Genomic DNA, 16750 nt, shown 5'->3' with positions numbered 1-16750 from the left:
TTCAGTGAAGTTGAGGAAGTGGGCAGATCGCAAATCCGCGATCGCGCAGGGCGGGGATTAGGTGGCAGAGCGCCTTCAGCGTCTGATTGCGCAGACCGGCATCAATGCCCCGCCCCAACTCGTTGGGCGGGCATCCGTCATGGAGGAGCACAATCGCACCAGGATGGACAGATGCTAGCACTGCATTGACGATCGCATCGACGCCGGGGCAGGACCAGTCGCGGGGATCTACCGACCAATAGAGAGCCGCCAGTCCGGCCTTTGCTGACTTGTCCAGCACTTCTTCGGTCCAGATGCCATATGGCGCCCGCACACGTCGCACTGCCGCCTGCGGGCACGCGCTCATGATGGCACTACTCGTCGTCAGGATTTCATATTGCACTTCGGTTGACTCGCATTTTGACAGATCCGGATGAGTCATCGTGTGGTTTGCGACCTCATGCCCCTCCGCGACCATCCGCCGAATCAGCTTCGGTTCATTCGCTGCGTATGTGCCAAGAACGCAGAACGTCGCCGGCGCGCGGTATTCCGCGAGCACATCGAGAATACCCGGCGTGCAATATGGATTAGGCCCGTCATCAAACGTCAGATAGACGCTGCGGCGGACGGCGTCGCTGGCGCACTTACGGTGCGCTTCGAAGGAGCAATTGGCGTCTTTCACAACTCTGGCCCGTTACGCTCGATGATAGCGCCCGCAGGCCACTCGCTCAGGGACCGCGCGATAGGAAAAACCACGAGCAGCACGTCATCGACGCGAGTTGGCGGCAAGTTGTCATAGATATCGGGGAGACTGGACCGCACGCGAATCCCAGAAACAATTGTCGCCAAGCCCGGTCGGCCGAGTAGCCTGGAGATATGCTCTTTCAGTTCGTGTCGAACCGTACCGAACCCGAAGGGAACACCAAGCTCACGCAGCACCGGATACATCACGCGCATAGAATGACTGATTCCGAGTCCCTCGAGATCCGGACGTACCGCGTACAATCCAAGTTCAGCCACCAACAGGTCGATTTCGCCGACCTTGATGAACCGGCGCAGCGCGCCGATATGAGCCGCCACACCGCGATCATCATAGCCAACTACGCGCAGCTCAGGTCGCGCGCCAGCCCAGCTTCGATTGCCTTCAAAGGGTATTGCGTTAAATGCGCCGGTCGGCCCGTAGGCATTGCGAAAGAACTCGGAGATTTCGACGTGGTCGGATAATTGTAAGTCGTTTTCCCAGCACGTCCTCCACTGGAGCTGAGGGCGCATGAAAGACTCTCCTGCTTTTTGCCGCGTTCCTGAGGCACGCATCAGGTGAGCAACGAGCCCGGTGACGGTGCTCGTTCGATGGTGTCGTCAGCGAATGGGGATGATGTTGTTTTGTTGACGGCGCTCAGGCCGCGCCGCGTATGGCGCTCGCCTTTGCGGGCGCCCGCGATTTCGGGCGTGCTACCGCTAAGTGCCGCTAACGTTTCCGGACCAGTAGCTGTCGGCTGTGCTACAGGTGGCGCTCTGTGTACTGTCCTGCATGCCCGTCTCCGTTCATTGCTCGTTAACGTCCATTCTCCGCGCGCAGCAAGCAAGCTATCGAATGACCGCGCATTTACCCATTCATATCGGGGTAGACACGTTCGATTGAAAGGTATGTAGGGGCTATACGATGGTTTAAACCATGATCCTGGCGACATTCTCGAGCGGCGTGCAGTTGCCACGGGCGACGACACCGTTGTAGAGATTCTCTCGCACGAGCAAAGGTGCGGCAACTCCGCTGCACACGACCTCAGGCTCCTCTGGCCACATAGCAAATATGCCGATCGCGCGCATGGAGAGCGGCACACGATGATGTTGATCGCGGCTTCATCTGCCTCGACCGATATCTGGCACTGAGCTTGGTGCACGCGACCACTCTGGTGCCGCCTATTTGCTTTGTTTATGGGGGCATAATGGCTCGCCGCGCGCACAGGCGGCGATTGTTCGCACGAGCGGTTAAGACTGGAATCAGTGCAGTGTTTTGGGATGTGACAATACAATGACGAATGTTCGGCCAACCAGTTGCGCGCGACCACGGAAACAACTCCATCACCGATTGTTGGGGTCTGAGGTGCCACGCCCTGCTTCTCCGAAACCTGTCCTATTGCTCAGGGACTGGAGATTTCCTAACCGGTGCGGCGCGAACTGGTAAATCGATTGTTTGGATGAGAAACATCTACACTGCGGATAGATGACAATGCGTTTCCGAGGACTTGATCTGAATCTCCTCGTCGCGCTCGATGCACTAATGACCGAGCGCAGCCTCACGGCAGCAGCACGTAGCATCAACTTGAGCCAACCCGCCATGAGCGCGGCGGTTGGCCGCCTACGGACGTATTTCAAAGATGAGCTCTTTACGATGAGAGGGCGCGAGCTTGTCCCGACTCCACGTGCTGAATCTCTTGCGGCCCCAACTCGCGAGGCTCTGCTTCACATCCAGTTCTCCATTACTTCCAGGGATACGTTTAATCCGAGCGACTCCAATCGGGTCTTTAGGATCTGCCTGTCGGACTTTGCTACGATCGTTTTGTTCCGAAACGTCGTTGAGCGTGTCGCGCGAGACGCTCCCGGCATCAGATTCGAATTGATGCATCTCGGGGATCCGTTCGATCACCCTCTCCAACGCGCGGAAGTCGACTTTCTGATCGTGCCCGAGATATACACGTCGGACGTGCACCCCAAAGCCACACTCTTTGACGAGACACTCGTGTGCGTCGGCTGCCGCTCGAACAAGCAGCTATCAGGGCCGCTTACATTCGAAAGGTACATGTCGATGGGGCATGTTGTGGTCAAGTTCGGACGCTCTCGCGTGCCCGCCCTAGACGAGTGGTATTTGCAACAGCACGGCCTCAGGAAACGCATTGAGGTCGTCGTGCAGAGCTTTAGCATGATCCCTCCCATGCTATTGGGCACCAATCGAATAGCGACCATGCCCACAACGCTGGTGAAGTATTTCGCGAAAACAATGCCGCTGCGAATCACCAGACTTCCCGTACCGCTTCCGGGCTTCACCGAGGCCCTCCAATGGCCTTCCCTTCACAACTCCGATCCAGCAAGCATATGGATGCGCGAGGTTCTGTTGCAGGAGGCAGCCCGGCTGGCTCCTCAGCGCGCCGGTTCTAAGACTCGACCAGGGCATCGGGCGAGCCACTCTTCGCTGGCTACAGACACGGCTGCAGATCCTTCGGAATGACAATCGCGGTTCGTGAGCCATTTCCCGCTCCTCGGCCTCGATCGGATTCTAACGGACGGCACCATCCGACAGATCATGTACGATATCGGGCTACTCAATCACCTCAATGGCGCTGTCTCGCCAGCGATTGACTGCGAGGCCGGCAGACGCATTTTTACCTTTGGCATCAGACCGCACTTAGCCAACCACGGTCTAAGCCTCTTGTGAACGAAGTACTTTCGCCACGCGCGTCGCATTGAAGGAGCCCGCCCGCTTCACCGCCTCGGCCCACGTTTGTGCGGCGGCATACGCGTGAAGCGTGTAGCCTTCCGCAGACAGGTTTGATGCTTTCAATCTGGCGATCACGTCGGCCGCCCGCGCGTTTTTGGTGAGATCTTGCATGAATGTGAAAAGACTGCCGCTTGCGGCACCGCTTGCAATCGCCCGGAACTCGCCGGTCATCAAGGGATCGTTAGCTATGACCGTGAGACTAGCGTGTGCGTCTGAGGCTTGCCTTACGAACAAGCCCATCTCCGTGTAGTAGCCCCCCATATAGGCGATTTTGATCCCTTCCCTCTTCATCCTGGACACCAGGGCCGTCTAATCCTTTTCGCCAGCATTATAGCTTTGCCGCATGATGATCCGCAGGCGTGCATCATGAAGACGAGCGGCAACGACATCTGCGACGCCCTTGCCAGCGGTGCTTTTGTCGTCAAGGACGGCAATCTTGCTTGTGGAATGGTGGCGCAAGATATAGTTGGCCGCCACTACGCCTTGCTGATCGTCGCGGCCGCAGATGCGAAAAACCGTCTTGAGACCTCGCTCGGTCAGCTGAGGATTGGTTGATCCAGGCGAAATCTGAACAATTCCGGCTTCGGAGTAGACGTCGGAATTGAGGAAGAGGAGCAATAGAGGCCAACGATCAGCCTAACCTGGTCGGCAACCAACCGATTCGCCACCGCGACCGCCTGCTTCGGATCGCAAGCGTCGTCGGCGACGGTCAATTTGATGTTGAAATCGCGAAGCAGTCCGGAAGAGTTCAAGTCGTCCACACTAGCGCCGTAAAGCATCTGCGCACCGACCGCCGCATTGCTACCTGTCATGGGGCCTGCCGCGGCAATATAGACATCGTCCGCCGCCGCAACGGAGATTAGGACAGAAGCAAGAATCGCTGCACCGGCAACTGAACTCACACTAAAGCACGCCGCCATTTGAGGCCCCTGACGTCGATTCTCTTATGCTCTAAGGCTTGCTCTGACTTTTCATCAGCTGAGTTGCGGTTTTCGCTAGTCGCACGAACGTCGCGCCATCTGGCGGGGAGCCTGCGAAATTCGCATCCCTTTACGCCACCACGACTAGCGATCAGCATCATCCGGGGCGCGCGCACGCCGCCGCGCTTGTCCACGGCATTCTTGCGACATTGCATCAAGGCGAGCAGGCAGCTCATCTACACTGACTTCGGATTCCGTACCCTTCGTGATGTTGCGCAAACGATCGCGCAACCGGGTTGCACGCGCGACTTGAATCTCCGCCCGTTCCAGTTGCTCGGTCAATAGATCAGGAAGCGAAGTTCTACCCTCCATCGCTTTCCGGATCTCTCGAAGAGAGAATCCTAGCTCACGAAGAGCCAAAATGTGATAAACTCTTCTGACGCTATCGCAGTCGTAGATCCGATGACCACCGCACGTGCGCTGCGAGGCTGCCAGCAATCCCGTGTGCTCATAGTGACGCAGAGTGCGCACCGTCACGCCGGTCGCATCCGCAAGTTCACCGATGCGTCTCCATCGACGCCTGAATACTGTAGATCTGGTCATGTTTCTCAGTTTTCAAAACTACAACCTGACGTCACGTGAGAATCAAGCGGTTTTAACCTGCAGACCGCGTTTGCCAACTTTCCGTCGGCGAATCGAACCGCGATTTCCAGGAAAACCCATCAGCAGGCGGTCGTGACATGCCAGATGCAAGCAACCGCCCTACTAGACTGGCGTCGGATGACGTCGCATGGGCGCATCCACCGAAGAACCGCTGCCGGGCCTAACCGGCGGACGCGATGGCCATCATCAGCTTTTTTAGGAGGACCAATTGGGCCTCACTGGCGGCTGTACGCCCAAGCACAAGCTTGGCGATCTCCGTTCGATTGACGGGAGTTCGCATACTCACCGGTAATGCCGCTACCGCTTCGTCAAAGATCGCCCCCATCATTGAAAGATCTTCCGGATCGAAGACACCGATTTGTACTTGCAACATTTGCACTGTCTGTCCTGTCAAACATCGCGCCAACGGCCCGGCTCCTTGCAAGGGCGTTTGGCAAAAAGAAGACCGACCTGCGGCGCGAGACAATGCACATGGTCGCTCGATCCAACATGAATACACACCGGCCCGATAGAGACGCGCGAATGCATTTTTTACTAATGAATTTTTACTACTGAATGCGCATGCGGAGCCGTTACACCCCTGATGTAACCCAAACCATCAGGGGCATTTAGGTGGGGAGATCAGCGCCGCGGCATTTATCGCGCGGGCTTTTACAGATTCTCCCGCGGGCGTTGCTCGTACCGAATCACCCACACTTGATGAACGTCCCAAGGAGTTAGCACTCTTCGGACGCCTAACGCTGCAGGCGCCGTTATTCACGCTCCCCGAAACAAAAGGTGGTATTCACCGGAACGCCGTGCCGCTCGACCTATTCATCATGTCGAGGAGGCCCTTACCCGTTTTCCGCAAACGCCTCAGCAGCGCGCCGCGAGGTCTAATCGGGCCCGTATTGCTCGACTTTGAAAACAGACGACGTGGAAGGTGCCGATCCGAGAGGCTCAGCCGCGCTGAGCCGATCTGGTTTCCCGATTGCATTCAAACGGAATGCTGCTACTAGCGGAAAATGAATCCGCTGTTGCGCTGTGGCGGCACCAACATGGCACCACGCTGCGACACTCGCATCATGCAGCGAGACGGGCGGGCTCACGCTCTCGCCGCAAACTTCAAGAGCATGATCAATATGTACGACAAACTCTATCAGAAGAGAGAGACCGGCTCTAAACGAACCAGGAACGAGGATACAATTCTTCAGCCTGCATGTTGGGCTGTCGCGCGGTGCGGACTCTCGGATCTTCACCGAATGAATTGATCGACTAACGTCTATTCGAATTTGGAATGCCGCATGGAGCTTCGGACATTACGCGCTTTCGTGGAGGTCGTACGACGAGGCGGGTTCTCCAAGGCCGGCAAAGTCGTACTCGCGACCCAATCTACAATCAGCAAGGCGGTGAGGCAGCTTGAGGAGGAGGTTGGCGTGCCATTACTTGATCGCATCGGCCATCGCAGCAAGCTTACCACTGCCGGCGAAATTGTTTACCGGCGTGCGGTCAAGATACTGCTGGAGCGGGACGATCTGATTTCGGAACTGGACGAGCTACGCGGCCTTAAATGCCGCGTTCTCAAGCTCGGCTTACCGCCGATTGGCAGTGGCATCCTCTTCGCAAAGCTATTTGCGATCTATCGGAAACGTTATCCAGGCGTCGACATCCGGCTCGTGGAGTGCGGATGCGAGCGGCTCGAAGAGGTTATGCTATCGGGGGAGATTGAACTTGCGGCCTCGCTCCTCCCCGAATTAGAAAGCTTTGAATGGCAGGACGTCAAACGCGAGCCCCTCACTGTTCTGCTTCCCATTGGCCACAAGCTCTCTCAGTGCCGATCCGTTGAACTTCCGGCATTGCGAGAGCTGCCGCTCATCCTCTTCGACACCGGATTTGCATTGAACCGCGCAATTTTGGACGCCTGCCGTCGGCACAGCTTCGAGCCGCGCATCGCCGCCCGCAGCAGCCAAATCGATTTTATCGTCGAGCTTGCTGCTGCGGGCATGGGGGCCGCCTTTCTGCCACGAATGATCGCAGAGCAACGCAAGCATCTTCCGATCGCCCAGGTGCCGCTCGACGAAGCCGGTACGGACTGGCACATTGCAATGATCTGGCGCCGCGGCGCCTACCTGTCGCATGCCGCACGGGCCTGGCTTGATCTGGTGGCTTGCACGCGCGGAGAAAACCATTCCGGCGAGGACTGAATTGCGGTCCAATAAGCATGTCAGGCTTGGCACAGACCGAGCTAATCAGCTCGCCAACCCTTGCTGAGGTGAGGTCAAGCGCGTCAGGGACTCGTCGAGGATCGCCTGAACGGCTTTATCGATGCGATCCGATGATTAGAACATGTCGATTGGCTTTAAGCCCGACGCGAGCAAGTGGCGGCTTTCGCGGCCAGTGCAAAGGCTCGTCCGATCGGCGCGCTCGCGTTCTGCGCCGGAAGCTGCGGGTCAGGCAATCCACACCTCATCAACGGCCTTATCGTCGTCGATCGCGCGTGCCGGTGCTGGCGATTGCCGTTCACATTCTTTCGTCAGACATCGAGACATCATATTTCCAGGAAACAACCCGAGATCCACTTCAAGGAATGTCGCCACTATGTGCGCTCGCTTCTGGCGCCAATCAGCTGCCACGCGTTCTTGAGGCAGCGATCGCCGAGGCGAGGGAAAGCGGTCATTTCCGTTGTTGTCGTTCCAGGTGATGGCCGATGCGCCGCGACCTCAGCTCGCTCGGTTGCGACTTCCGCTCCCGATGGTCTTGCCAATGGCCACCGAACTCGATGAGCTGGCTGCAATATTAAACAGAGCTCAGCGGATCACTTCTTTGCCGCTCCGGTTCCGCATGGGCCCATGATAAACTGCTGGCGCTCGACGAGCGTCTGAACTCGCCGAGCGAGCATGCTCCATGTGGGAAAGAGCACGTGGACTGTACCTTAGAAACGTGGCATGGCCGGCCTCATCGGGCCTTCTTCGGACGACTACTCCATGGTCGATTGTGAGGGTCTTCTGTGCCGCAGTCTCGAGGCGCCGCCTGCGACACGACCTAGGATCAAAATCGCAATGTTAGCTGACTATTTGGCATTGACTTACGAGTTCGCTCATTTCCGAGCGCACAATCTCATCAACTGCAGCGCCGCAGGCGGCGTTCAGCGCGTTATGCATGTCCGCGATCAGCTCATTGGGGCTCTCCATGCCCGCATGTATGCGAATCAGCGGTCCTGCCAACGCAAGCGGAACTTCTGTTCGTTTTGGCGGCTCGACAAGCAACGCGAGGCTTTCATACCCGCCCCAGGATAGACCTATCCCGAAGAGGCGCAGGCTATTGAAGAGAACCGAAAGTTGTTCCCGCGATATTGGCTTTAGAACAATCCCAAAGAGGCCACTGGCGCCCAGAAAATCCCTCTTCCATATGATGTGGCCGGGATGCTCAGGAAGGGCCGGGTGCAATACTCTGTCGACAGCTGGATGCGTCCGTAGGCTTTGCGCCAGAATGAGACCATTTGCCCAATGCTGCTTCATGCGCAAAGCTAGAGTACGCAGTCCTCGGAGGGCCAGATAAATGTCATCTGGTCCGCCGATTTCGCCGAAATGGTGGGCAGTCGATTTCAGCGCGGGCCATGCCGCTTCATTCGCAGTAGCAACGCCAAGAAACGCATCGGAATGGCCGACGATGTACTTTGTCGCCGACTGGATCGAGATATCGACCCCATGCTCAAAAGGTTTGAAATACAGAGGTGTCGCCCAGGTATTGTCCATGATTACAAGCGCGTCCGACTGACGTGCAATCGCCGCGAGTGCTGGTACATCTTGAACTTCGAAGGTCACGGACGACGGGGATTCCAGATAGATGGCTCGGGTACTTGCGCTGATCTTTGCCGCCAGTTCTGCTGGCTGGATTGGACAGAAATACTGTACTTTGATCTGCAGCCTCGCAAGAACGTCGTCAGCAAAGGCTCTCACAGGCGCATAAACGCCGTCGCTGATCAAAACAGAATCGCCTGCCTTCAGACACGCAAGCAGCGCGTGAGTGCAGGCAGACTGCCCTGATGGGAAAAGAATCGACCGGAAGCCGCCCTCCAACTTACAAACGGCGGCTTCAAGCGCACGGGACAGCGGCGAGCCAAAGCGACCATAACTAGGGTTGTCTCTGTTTCGGATATCCCACTCCTCCAAGGTCTCCGAAACAATGGTGGAACCGCGGTAGATCGGCACATTCACCATCCCCGCATGCTCTGCCGGCGCACGACCCAGATGACAAACTAGGGTTTCCGCGTCTCGTTCGCCCTTGTCGGGTTCAGATCCTTCATCAACAGTTCTCTTCCATCGCATTCCCTTCCCGCTCAGTCGCAACACCATCTGGGCGCTTTTGACTGCATGGCGGGTGCAACATCAATGCCAATATTCACGCGATGCTACTGCAGCTTGATCATCATGCCTCTTGAGCAATGAATCCGATGCGACTTTGCCAATTTGTGGTTCGCCTGATTTTGTCGGCTGGATGCTGCGCTGCGCTTTTGGTCACTCAGACGATAATAGTCTGGCGATGCAGTGCGCTCTTACTGCGATAGGGTCCGCTGTAGCGAGTGTGGCACATTCTCCAATGCTAACGACCCCCTTGAAACGAACGTAAGGTCAAGTTGTACACTACCAGAATTGGGAGGCATGGGTGCCTTTCATAATTTCGAATGAGGACTGTGAATGTTTCAAACGCAAATGTTTGCGCCGCGTCGATCTGTCACGCTACTCGATAAAGAAAGCACCCGAGAGCATCTGTGTGTGTCTGCTAGACAGCAACCACGTTGCCACTGCATCGAAAGCATGACCAGCTGCCGCCCCGCGGGCATACGTTATGTCCACCGTTGTCGAACATCAGACACCGTTCTGTCCGAATTCTCAGTCAGCAGCCTTCATCGAGACAGCGATGAAGTTCTTCAGTCCAACAATGGACCTTCGCTGAAGTCGAACAACAACCTGCTCGGCTATTTTCCGCTTGTTGATCATGGGCACACGTCCGACCGGCTCGCCCGTCGCAAGACAAGCCTCGACCGACACACGTTTAGGTCAGACGATCATTACAACTATTAGGTTGCTACTAAAACGCGTGACTTTCCGCTTCCACCAACTGTGAAGAAGGTCGACCTGCAGGCACGCAAGTCATAGGCCAAATACCCGCGTGTTCACCCAGATCGGACCATCGCCATGCTCAGAACCATGCTTTTCGACGGAGCGACCACATGTCAGACGCAAGGCTGCTAAGCGCACTCTCGTCCCTTTCACACGTGGCAAAGCAGTTGGATGTTCCACCGCCCGCTCCCATCGGGCCCGACGCAAATTGCGTCAAACTCAATATGAACGAGAACCCATTTCCGTTGCCAGCGATCGTCCGACAAAGCGCGATTTCCGCTCTTGAGCGGCATTATCTGTACCCGGAGGATGAAAACGTCGGGCTAAGACAGGCGGCGGCCTGTGCCTACGGCCTCTCCGTCGATCAGGTGATCGCTGGGAACGGATCGTCTGAACTCCTCGGCCTCATCTACAAAGCATTCCTTGCGCCAGGCGACACTGTAGCGATGGTATCTCCCGGATTTTCGTTCAATCGCAAGCTCGCCATGTTGCACGAAGCTCAGTTTCTGGAGATCGGGTGGGGCAAGACGCATTCCTTGCCAACGCATCAATTGCTTTTCGGTCTCGCCAGAGACGCAAAGTTCATCGTGCTAGCCAATCCGAACAATCCGACCGGAACGTTCGTTCCGATCGCCGACGTCGAAAGGCTCGTAGCACAATCGGAACGACTGATCGTCCTCGACGAAGCTTACGTCGATTTTGCGCCTGATAATGGATTGCGGCTCGTCAATCGCTATTCGAATCTTCTGCTGCTGAGAACTTTTTCGAAAAGCTATGCCAGCGCGGGCCTTCGCGTCGGATTCGGCTTCGGTCACCCCGAGCTTGTCGGCAGACTTCGTACCATGCAGAACCTCTTCAACATGAATGTGATCGGACATGCGGTCGGCGCGAGCATCATTGCACATCGAGGCGCGTTCGAGGAAAATCATCAGCGTATCATGCTTGAAAGAGAGAGAACGACAATTGAGCTGTCGAAACTTGGATTCACTGTCTTGCCCTCCCACGCGAATTTCTTACTTGCTCGCGTGCCGGGCGAACACGATGGCGCCTGGTGGCAAGCCGCATTGCGGAGGCAGAACGTGCTTGTTGCATTCTTTCCGGAAACAGGTCTCGAAGACTGCATACGCATTGCGATTGGCACAGAAGTGCAAATGGATACGTTTCTTTCAGCTGTCAATGACATCTCCAGGTCGTCATTCTGAATTAGGCCGATAGCTCTCCTGCTGCAATCGAGGTGGTTAAGTGAACAATACTCTTTCTCCAATGCTGGCGTTCGGCATCTTCGATCATCTGGACGCGGACGGTCGTGATGCCGCCAAGCAATATGACGATCGCCTCCTGCTCGCCGAGGCATGCGATCGGCTGGGATTCTATGCCTATCATCTAGCAGAGCACCATTGTACGCCACATGGCAGAAGCCCTTCACCGAACCTGTTCTTGTCGAGTGTCGCACAACGCACAACACATCTTCGCATCGGCCCGATGGTTATGCTGCTTAGCCTTCATCATCCGCTGCGAGCCTTCGAAGAAGCATGTATGCTGGACCACTTGAGCGGCGGCCGGCTTGAGCTTGGAATCGGACGCGGCTCCCTTCCGGTTGAATTGGGATATTTCGGGGTCAGTGTAGACGCGGCACCAGGACGTTATACTGAAGCCAGCGAAATCCTTGTTAAAGCCATGCGGGGCGGCGCGCTATCCTATGAGGGTAGTCATTATCGATTAGACAACGTTCCATTGACGTTAACGCCGCATCAGCGGCCGCACCCGCCGACATGGATCGCCGTAAATCAACCAGACTCGGCTCGTTGGGCTGCTGAGATCGGTGCAAACATCGCGAGCCTTGGTCCTTCAACGTCCGTTAGAAGGGTCACTGACGCATACCGCTTTCATCGGGAACAGCACTCAGAGGCGAATGGTCAGCCCCCGTTTCTTGGCTTGCTCCGCATGGTCGTAGCCGGAAGGTCTGAAGCGGATGCTTATTCACTGGCTGCGCCTGCCTACGATCGATGGCTCAACAGCTTCAAGTTTCTTTATGATCGCAACAACATCCCCACTCCGCCGAACCTGCCCCTAACCTTCGATGCAGCAATCGAAAGTGAATTGTGTGTTGCCGGGACGGCCGCGTCGATCCGCCAAACTCTTCTTAATCATCTCGAAGAGGCGGGAGCCAACTATCTTCTTTGTCAGCTCGCATTTGGGGACCTCCCCCTAGGTGCTTCGTTGAACACCGCTGCCATTATCCGGTCTGAAGTCGCCGCGGGTGTTGGCTGAACATGAGGCTTGCCATCCAGCGATTTCGTTTGATGAACTAGCAAACGGACATGCGCCATGCAGGCGGCACTATGACGCCTGCATAGCTCCGTTCACCAGGCCTCATCTCCGAAGGAACGCACCAACTAATGTGCGGCATCAAAATAAATTTTCGCTTCTCCTCCTCTGAGCTACGGTCTGCTGTCCGCAATCAGGACGAAGTCCGCCGCAAGATCTCGTCCCTGAGAATGAAGCCGCGCACCCTCATTCTTGGCACTCACGTTTTGTAGTGCGAGGCCGTGACGCAAGTTCCCAACCCGCCTTGACGCCCGGCCAGTCTTTTGAAGCTCGAAAGTCGGGGAGCCATAAAGGGCGACATGGGTCTCTAGAACATACTAGGAGATGCTCACATCGTCCATGCGAACGCATTTGCGATCTATTGCAGGCCGGACACCCGAGTATCACAATTCGCTGGCTGCGGCGGCGATCCACTCCAGCATAGCGATCTGCGGAGGCATCACAAGCAGGCAGCGCGTCCCACAGTTCTGTTGGCGCAAATCGCACGACTTGGCTCTTTCAGTCGGAAGTCGTGACTTTGAAAGGTTTGACAATGGCAAGATGAAAGGTTTAAGCCCATGGTTGCATAAACGTCTTGCTGTTCGGAGGCGGCGGAAGCTCTCTGGTCAGTCCTCTCTTTCGACATGTGCGCGGATCGCGTTTGTTGTGAGATCTATCCAGCCGTTTTAGCGTGCGCCAGCGATCATCTCAACATATGCTAGGTCCCACCCTCGATCGCCCTTCGGGCACTCAGGCAGATTGGGCAACAGATCGATAGAAACCAACGCATTGTCCTGATCGACGATCGCAATTCGTCGCAGCGTCGGGACGCCGCCGAGCAGACCTTTCAACACGAGCTTAAACCCGCAAAAGTCGAAGGGATCCGTTAGACGGACGTCGCTCTCCGGCGTGTATTCAACGATCATAACTCAGCTCCATCACTCTTCTTCCAGCCACGCGTGTAGCTGCCAGTGTTGAAACGCCACTGAAAAGACTGTTCAATCGTGTAGTAATGTTCGAAGTTCGCCGCGACAGTTGATAAGCGGATTGCCGTTGCCTGGGCGTACCGCAACGGTTCGGCCGATAAAAATCCCGTGTGTGCCAACGACCTGGTAATGGCATAAAACGCACTCGAGAGCATGGATTGCGCCATGCAATAGAGGCACGTCGAGAATCCCCTGATCCCAGGGAGCAGTATCAAACCGTTCGGTACCTTTGGAGCCGTCTCGGCCGGCAAACCGCAACGCGAGGTCCTGCTGATCAATAGAAAGAAGGCTCACGCCGAATCTGCCGTGCGCCCGTATTGCGTCGTGAGTCCCGGAATTGATATTAATGCCGACCAGCAAACACGGAGGCTCTATGCAAATAGAGGTGATAGAACTCACCGTTAACCCACGCCGCCCAAGTGCCGCGCCTGTCGCCACAATTGCAACGCCACTGGCCAGATTCCGCATCGCTTGGCGAAACTCGATCGCCTCGACTGAATGAATATCGCTCATATGGCGGGGCGACCAAGGATCAGCAGTCCGCCAACTAGGCCAGCCCCACGTTCGAGCGCTCGCGCTACGCAGAGATTGCTGAGCTCGCAGCTGTCGGCTCTACGGCCCGACGTCCGATCAGTTTGTGCATTATCGCACGTTTTAGTTCTCCTGGCCGTCGAGCGATTGAGCGGGACTTCGGGGCTCACCCGGCATTGCCGAGACTCATCGATACCGCAACCTGAGATGGCTCGGCAACGGGGGCCGGGGTTCGCAAGTAATCGATCTCGATATTTCGGGCGAGGCGTGCGCGCTTGCACGTCGTTTCCGTTGTCAGATGGTTCGAGATCGCGCTGCCCTCGACCGATACGCGCCCTTTTAGCTTCGCCGAACACATTACGCAGGCTTCTCCGTTGAAGGAATGACGCGCCTCTGTTTAGCTTATCACTAGTTAGCTCCTGGTCATCCATACGGGCACTCCCCTTGTGAGAGCGGGCGCTGTGGACCTGACGTTGGTTGACACGAGCCCAATCGTCTTCCAGATGCAAGCGCCGACATGCAGCTAAACTCGCTCCAGAAGTGCGCAAGCCAGTCTTTCGGTGCGCCGATTTCGAGTGATCCAGGACATGCAGAAGCGCGATCAACACTCGCGGATCCCGCCATCGTCCCACGGTCGATTTCGCACGTCGCAGCAGGACCTTTCGTTGCGGTGGCTTGCACGATCGAGCGCGCTCAAGATCTACAGACCATGCGAATGGTTCCTCCTTCAACGAGTGGACATGAGGGCGGTGCATCAACTGGGTAGAGTGTCTGCGTGTCATTGATGCGCCCTAGTTGCTGCAATTTGGTTGGGTGAAAGCAGCGCGCTAGTTGCCGCCGTCAGGCCGGACTGACGCATCAGACTTTCGCCCACAAGGAACGTCGAGATACCGGCGCGCGAGAGCCGCGCGATATCGCTGAACGCACAGATGCCGCTTTCGCTCACAACCAGCCGATCCTTCGGAACGGATGGCGCCACCTTTTCACTTGTCTTAAGGTTTGTTACAAAGCTGCGCAGGTTACGATTATTGACGCCAATCATCCGCGAGCGAAGCTTGAGGGCGCGATCGAGGTCGGAGCGGTCATGGATCTCGATCAACACGTCCATACCGTATGCCAGGGCCGTCGCCTCAATGTCGTGGGCAGCCCCATCGTCCAGCGCTGCCATAATTAATAGGATGCAATCAGCGCCGCGGGCGCGCGCCTCGATTACCTGATATGTGTCGAAAATGAAGTCCTTGCGCAACACTGGTAGGTTTGTGGCCGCGCGTGCAGCCTCCATAAAGTCAAGGCTGCCCTTGAAAGACGGTTTGTCCGTCAAGACTGAGAGGCAGGCGGCGCCCCCTGCTTCATACGATCTGGCAAGCGACGGCGGATTGAAGTCGGCGCGAATGAGCCCCCTGGACGGCGACGCTCTCTTGATCTCTGCGATGAGAGCATAGCTACCCGACGCGCGCTTCTTCTCAATTGCGCTGAGAAAGCCTCGCGGGGAAGGCGCACGGCGCGCGCACTCGTCGAGCTCGCCACGCGGTAGCGCGCGCTTTGCAGCGGCGATCTCGTCGCGCTTATATGTCTCGATCTTCGTCAGAATGTTGGAATTGACCATGTCGTCTATCTGGCGTTGGAGATTGCGACCAGCTGATTCAAGCGCGCCGCGGCGGCGCCACCATCAAGGGATTCCTGCGCGATGGCCGCGCCTTCCTTTAAGGTTGTAGCGCGACCGACCATTATGAAAGCGCCTGCCGCGTTCAAGTCAGCAACATCACGAAATGAGCCTCGCATGCCGTCGAGCACGCTCCGCAGTACAATCGCGTTCACATCGGAGTCCCCGCCCTTTAGCCCCTCCTTTTACCCGTCGCTGCCGCGCACCACCCAGAGTCCCGCTATCGTTACTGCTTTCCGCTTGTCCGATGCGGTTCCTAGCCGCCCCGCAAATCGCTGCAATGGTCGCTGGCATGGTCCAACAGAGCGCGCAACGACCGTAAGATGCTTCAAATCCCAATTCCACCATACCCATCACCCTCACATTGGCATTCACGCGCAGGACAAGCCTCGCGCGCGCCATTGGAGCGCCAGTCGCCTGGTCACGATTGTTCTGAAGCCTACAACTTGACGCTGCGGCAGTTTCAAGCCTTTTGAGCGAACGCGCGGATGCTACACGTTCGCAAGCCAAAGGAGGAGCAGCGCCAAGACGGGCGTCAGTCAGCCAGACCAACCTTTGCCAAACTCGTCACGAGGCCCCCGTTCGGGACTGCCACTTTTTTGATGCGAGTCCTTATGGTATCGATTCGAGTTCCGGATGGCGCTTGAACTCTCAGGAGTCGCGCGCTCGATCCGCGCGTTCCCAGCAGCGCCCGCGATCAGAGCACGCTTCGCATATGGCACCGATCTCGTTCTGCACCGAGATTGACGCCACGGCTTCAGAAGAAGCCCCGCCGGCGCGATCGGCGGGACTCTGCAGGTGATGACGCGAGGCTCGCGAACGAGGTGTCGCATCACGGACCTGTACTCATTGAACGCCGTATCGACGAGCTCGGACGTCATTGTTCGTCCGTCCGGCACTTTCGACCCATAGTCACTTCGGATCAGGAACATTTTTGGCCGAAAATTGCTCCATGCGCGGTATCCAATGAACCGCCAGCCTGCAGGCTGTCTCGTAATTTGCTTCATTTCTCTGAGGGCTTGAGCTTCGTTTCGACGACGCATCAAAACGCTCTCCGCTTGGGCAGTTCGCTAGGGCGTTCCGTGACGCGGGAGGTCGGCCGA

15 protein-coding genes and 1 pseudogene are annotated in these 16750 nt (G+C 56.7%); 5 read left to right on the top strand and 11 right to left on the bottom strand.

Annotated features, from left to right (window positions below):
• Window position 1 precedes the first annotated feature (1 nt).
• Both nodB and NLM15_RS07345 read right to left on the bottom strand, forming a co-directional pair.
• Window positions 2-661 carry a chitooligosaccharide deacetylase NodB gene (gene nodB, locus NLM15_RS07350; protein ID WP_254116337.1) on the bottom strand — a complete coding sequence of 220 codons (660 nt, stop codon included), beginning with the start codon at window positions 659-661 and terminating at the stop codon, window positions 2-4.
• Window positions 658-1251, bottom strand: coding sequence for a NodA family N-acyltransferase (locus NLM15_RS07345; protein ID WP_254116336.1), 594 nt, complete (start codon window positions 1249-1251; stop codon window positions 658-660). The genes nodB and NLM15_RS07345 overlap by 4 nt, the downstream gene beginning before the upstream one ends.
• A gap of 958 nt (window positions 1252-2209) precedes the next feature.
• Between NLM15_RS07345 and NLM15_RS07340 the strand changes: the two genes are divergently transcribed.
• Window positions 2210-3205, top strand: a complete 996-nt coding sequence (locus NLM15_RS07340) for a LysR family transcriptional regulator (protein WP_254116335.1) — start codon at window positions 2210-2212, stop codon at window positions 3203-3205.
• Window positions 3206-3397: 192 nt separating this feature from the next.
• On the opposite strand, the gene NLM15_RS07335 is transcribed toward NLM15_RS07340, so the two are convergent.
• Complete coding sequence (locus tag NLM15_RS07335; RefSeq protein ID WP_254116334.1) at window positions 3398-3646, bottom strand: hypothetical protein; 249 nt, start codon at window positions 3644-3646, stop codon at window positions 3398-3400.
• A 195-nt stretch (window positions 3647-3841) separates the two neighbouring features.
• On the opposite strand from NLM15_RS07335, the gene NLM15_RS07330 reads away from it, so the two are divergent.
• Window positions 3842-4030, top strand: a complete 189-nt coding sequence (locus NLM15_RS07330; RefSeq protein WP_254116333.1) for a hypothetical protein — start codon at window positions 3842-3844, stop codon at window positions 4028-4030.
• On the opposite strand, the gene NLM15_RS07325 is transcribed toward NLM15_RS07330, so the two are convergent.
• From NLM15_RS07325 to NLM15_RS07315, 3 genes are all read right to left on the bottom strand, one after another.
• On the bottom strand, window positions 4012-4395 hold the full coding sequence (locus NLM15_RS07325; protein WP_254116332.1) for an ABC transporter substrate-binding protein: 384 nt from the start codon (window positions 4393-4395) through the stop codon (window positions 4012-4014). The genes NLM15_RS07330 and NLM15_RS07325 overlap by 19 nt on opposite strands.
• A gap of 144 nt (window positions 4396-4539) precedes the next feature.
• Window positions 4540-4998 (bottom strand): MerR family transcriptional regulator, encoded by a 459-nt coding sequence (locus tag NLM15_RS07320; RefSeq protein WP_254116331.1) that lies wholly within the window; start codon window positions 4996-4998, stop codon window positions 4540-4542.
• A 220-nt stretch (window positions 4999-5218) separates the two neighbouring features.
• The gene (locus tag NLM15_RS07315; protein WP_254116330.1) at window positions 5219-5431 is read right to left on the bottom strand and encodes a hypothetical protein; all 213 of its coding nucleotides are present in this window, start codon (window positions 5429-5431) and stop codon (window positions 5219-5221) included.
• Between the two features lie 910 nt (window positions 5432-6341).
• Between NLM15_RS07315 and NLM15_RS07310 the strand changes: the two genes are divergently transcribed.
• A complete protein-coding gene (locus tag NLM15_RS07310) occupies window positions 6342-7241 on the top strand; it encodes a LysR family transcriptional regulator (protein ID WP_254116329.1) in 900 nt (299 codons plus the stop codon).
• 858 nt (window positions 7242-8099) lie between these two features.
• Here NLM15_RS07310 and metC read toward each other — a convergent pair.
• Window positions 8100-9392, bottom strand: coding sequence for a cystathionine beta-lyase (gene metC, locus NLM15_RS07305; RefSeq protein WP_254116328.1), 1293 nt, complete (start codon window positions 9390-9392; stop codon window positions 8100-8102).
• A gap of 878 nt (window positions 9393-10270) precedes the next feature.
• Between metC and NLM15_RS07300 the strand changes: the two genes are divergently transcribed.
• Both NLM15_RS07300 and NLM15_RS07295 read left to right on the top strand, forming a co-directional pair.
• Window positions 10271-11362 carry a histidinol-phosphate transaminase gene (locus NLM15_RS07300; RefSeq protein WP_254116327.1) on the top strand — a complete coding sequence of 364 codons (1092 nt, stop codon included), beginning with the start codon at window positions 10271-10273 and terminating at the stop codon, window positions 11360-11362.
• A gap of 61 nt (window positions 11363-11423) precedes the next feature.
• The gene (locus tag NLM15_RS07295) at window positions 11424-12431 is read left to right on the top strand and encodes an LLM class flavin-dependent oxidoreductase (RefSeq protein WP_254124166.1); all 1008 of its coding nucleotides are present in this window, start codon (window positions 11424-11426) and stop codon (window positions 12429-12431) included.
• A gap of 722 nt (window positions 12432-13153) precedes the next feature.
• On the opposite strand, the gene NLM15_RS07290 is transcribed toward NLM15_RS07295, so the two are convergent.
• The 4 genes and pseudogenes from NLM15_RS07290 to NLM15_RS07275 form a co-directional block, all read right to left on the bottom strand.
• Window positions 13154-13393: a hypothetical protein gene (locus NLM15_RS07290; protein ID WP_254116326.1), complete on the bottom strand. Its 240-nt coding sequence runs from the start codon at window positions 13391-13393 to the stop codon at window positions 13154-13156.
• 72 nt (window positions 13394-13465) lie between these two features.
• Complete coding sequence (locus tag NLM15_RS07285) at window positions 13466-13966, bottom strand: flavin reductase family protein (RefSeq protein ID WP_254116325.1); 501 nt, start codon at window positions 13964-13966, stop codon at window positions 13466-13468.
• Between the two features lie 796 nt (window positions 13967-14762).
• Complete coding sequence (trpC, locus tag NLM15_RS07280; protein WP_254116324.1) at window positions 14763-15590, bottom strand: indole-3-glycerol phosphate synthase TrpC; 828 nt, start codon at window positions 15588-15590, stop codon at window positions 14763-14765.
• Window positions 15591-15595: 5 nt separating this feature from the next.
• A pseudogene (locus NLM15_RS07275) lies at window positions 15596-15817 on the bottom strand (anthranilate phosphoribosyltransferase); the annotation flags it as partial.
• Window positions 15818-16750: the final 933 nt, after the last annotated feature.

The organism is Bradyrhizobium sp. CCGB20 (assembly GCF_024199855.1).
Lineage (GTDB): Bacteria > Pseudomonadota > Alphaproteobacteria > Rhizobiales > Xanthobacteraceae > Bradyrhizobium.
The sequence above is the reverse complement of the archived record's forward strand: the minus strand, read 5'-3'. Positions and strand labels throughout refer to the sequence as shown.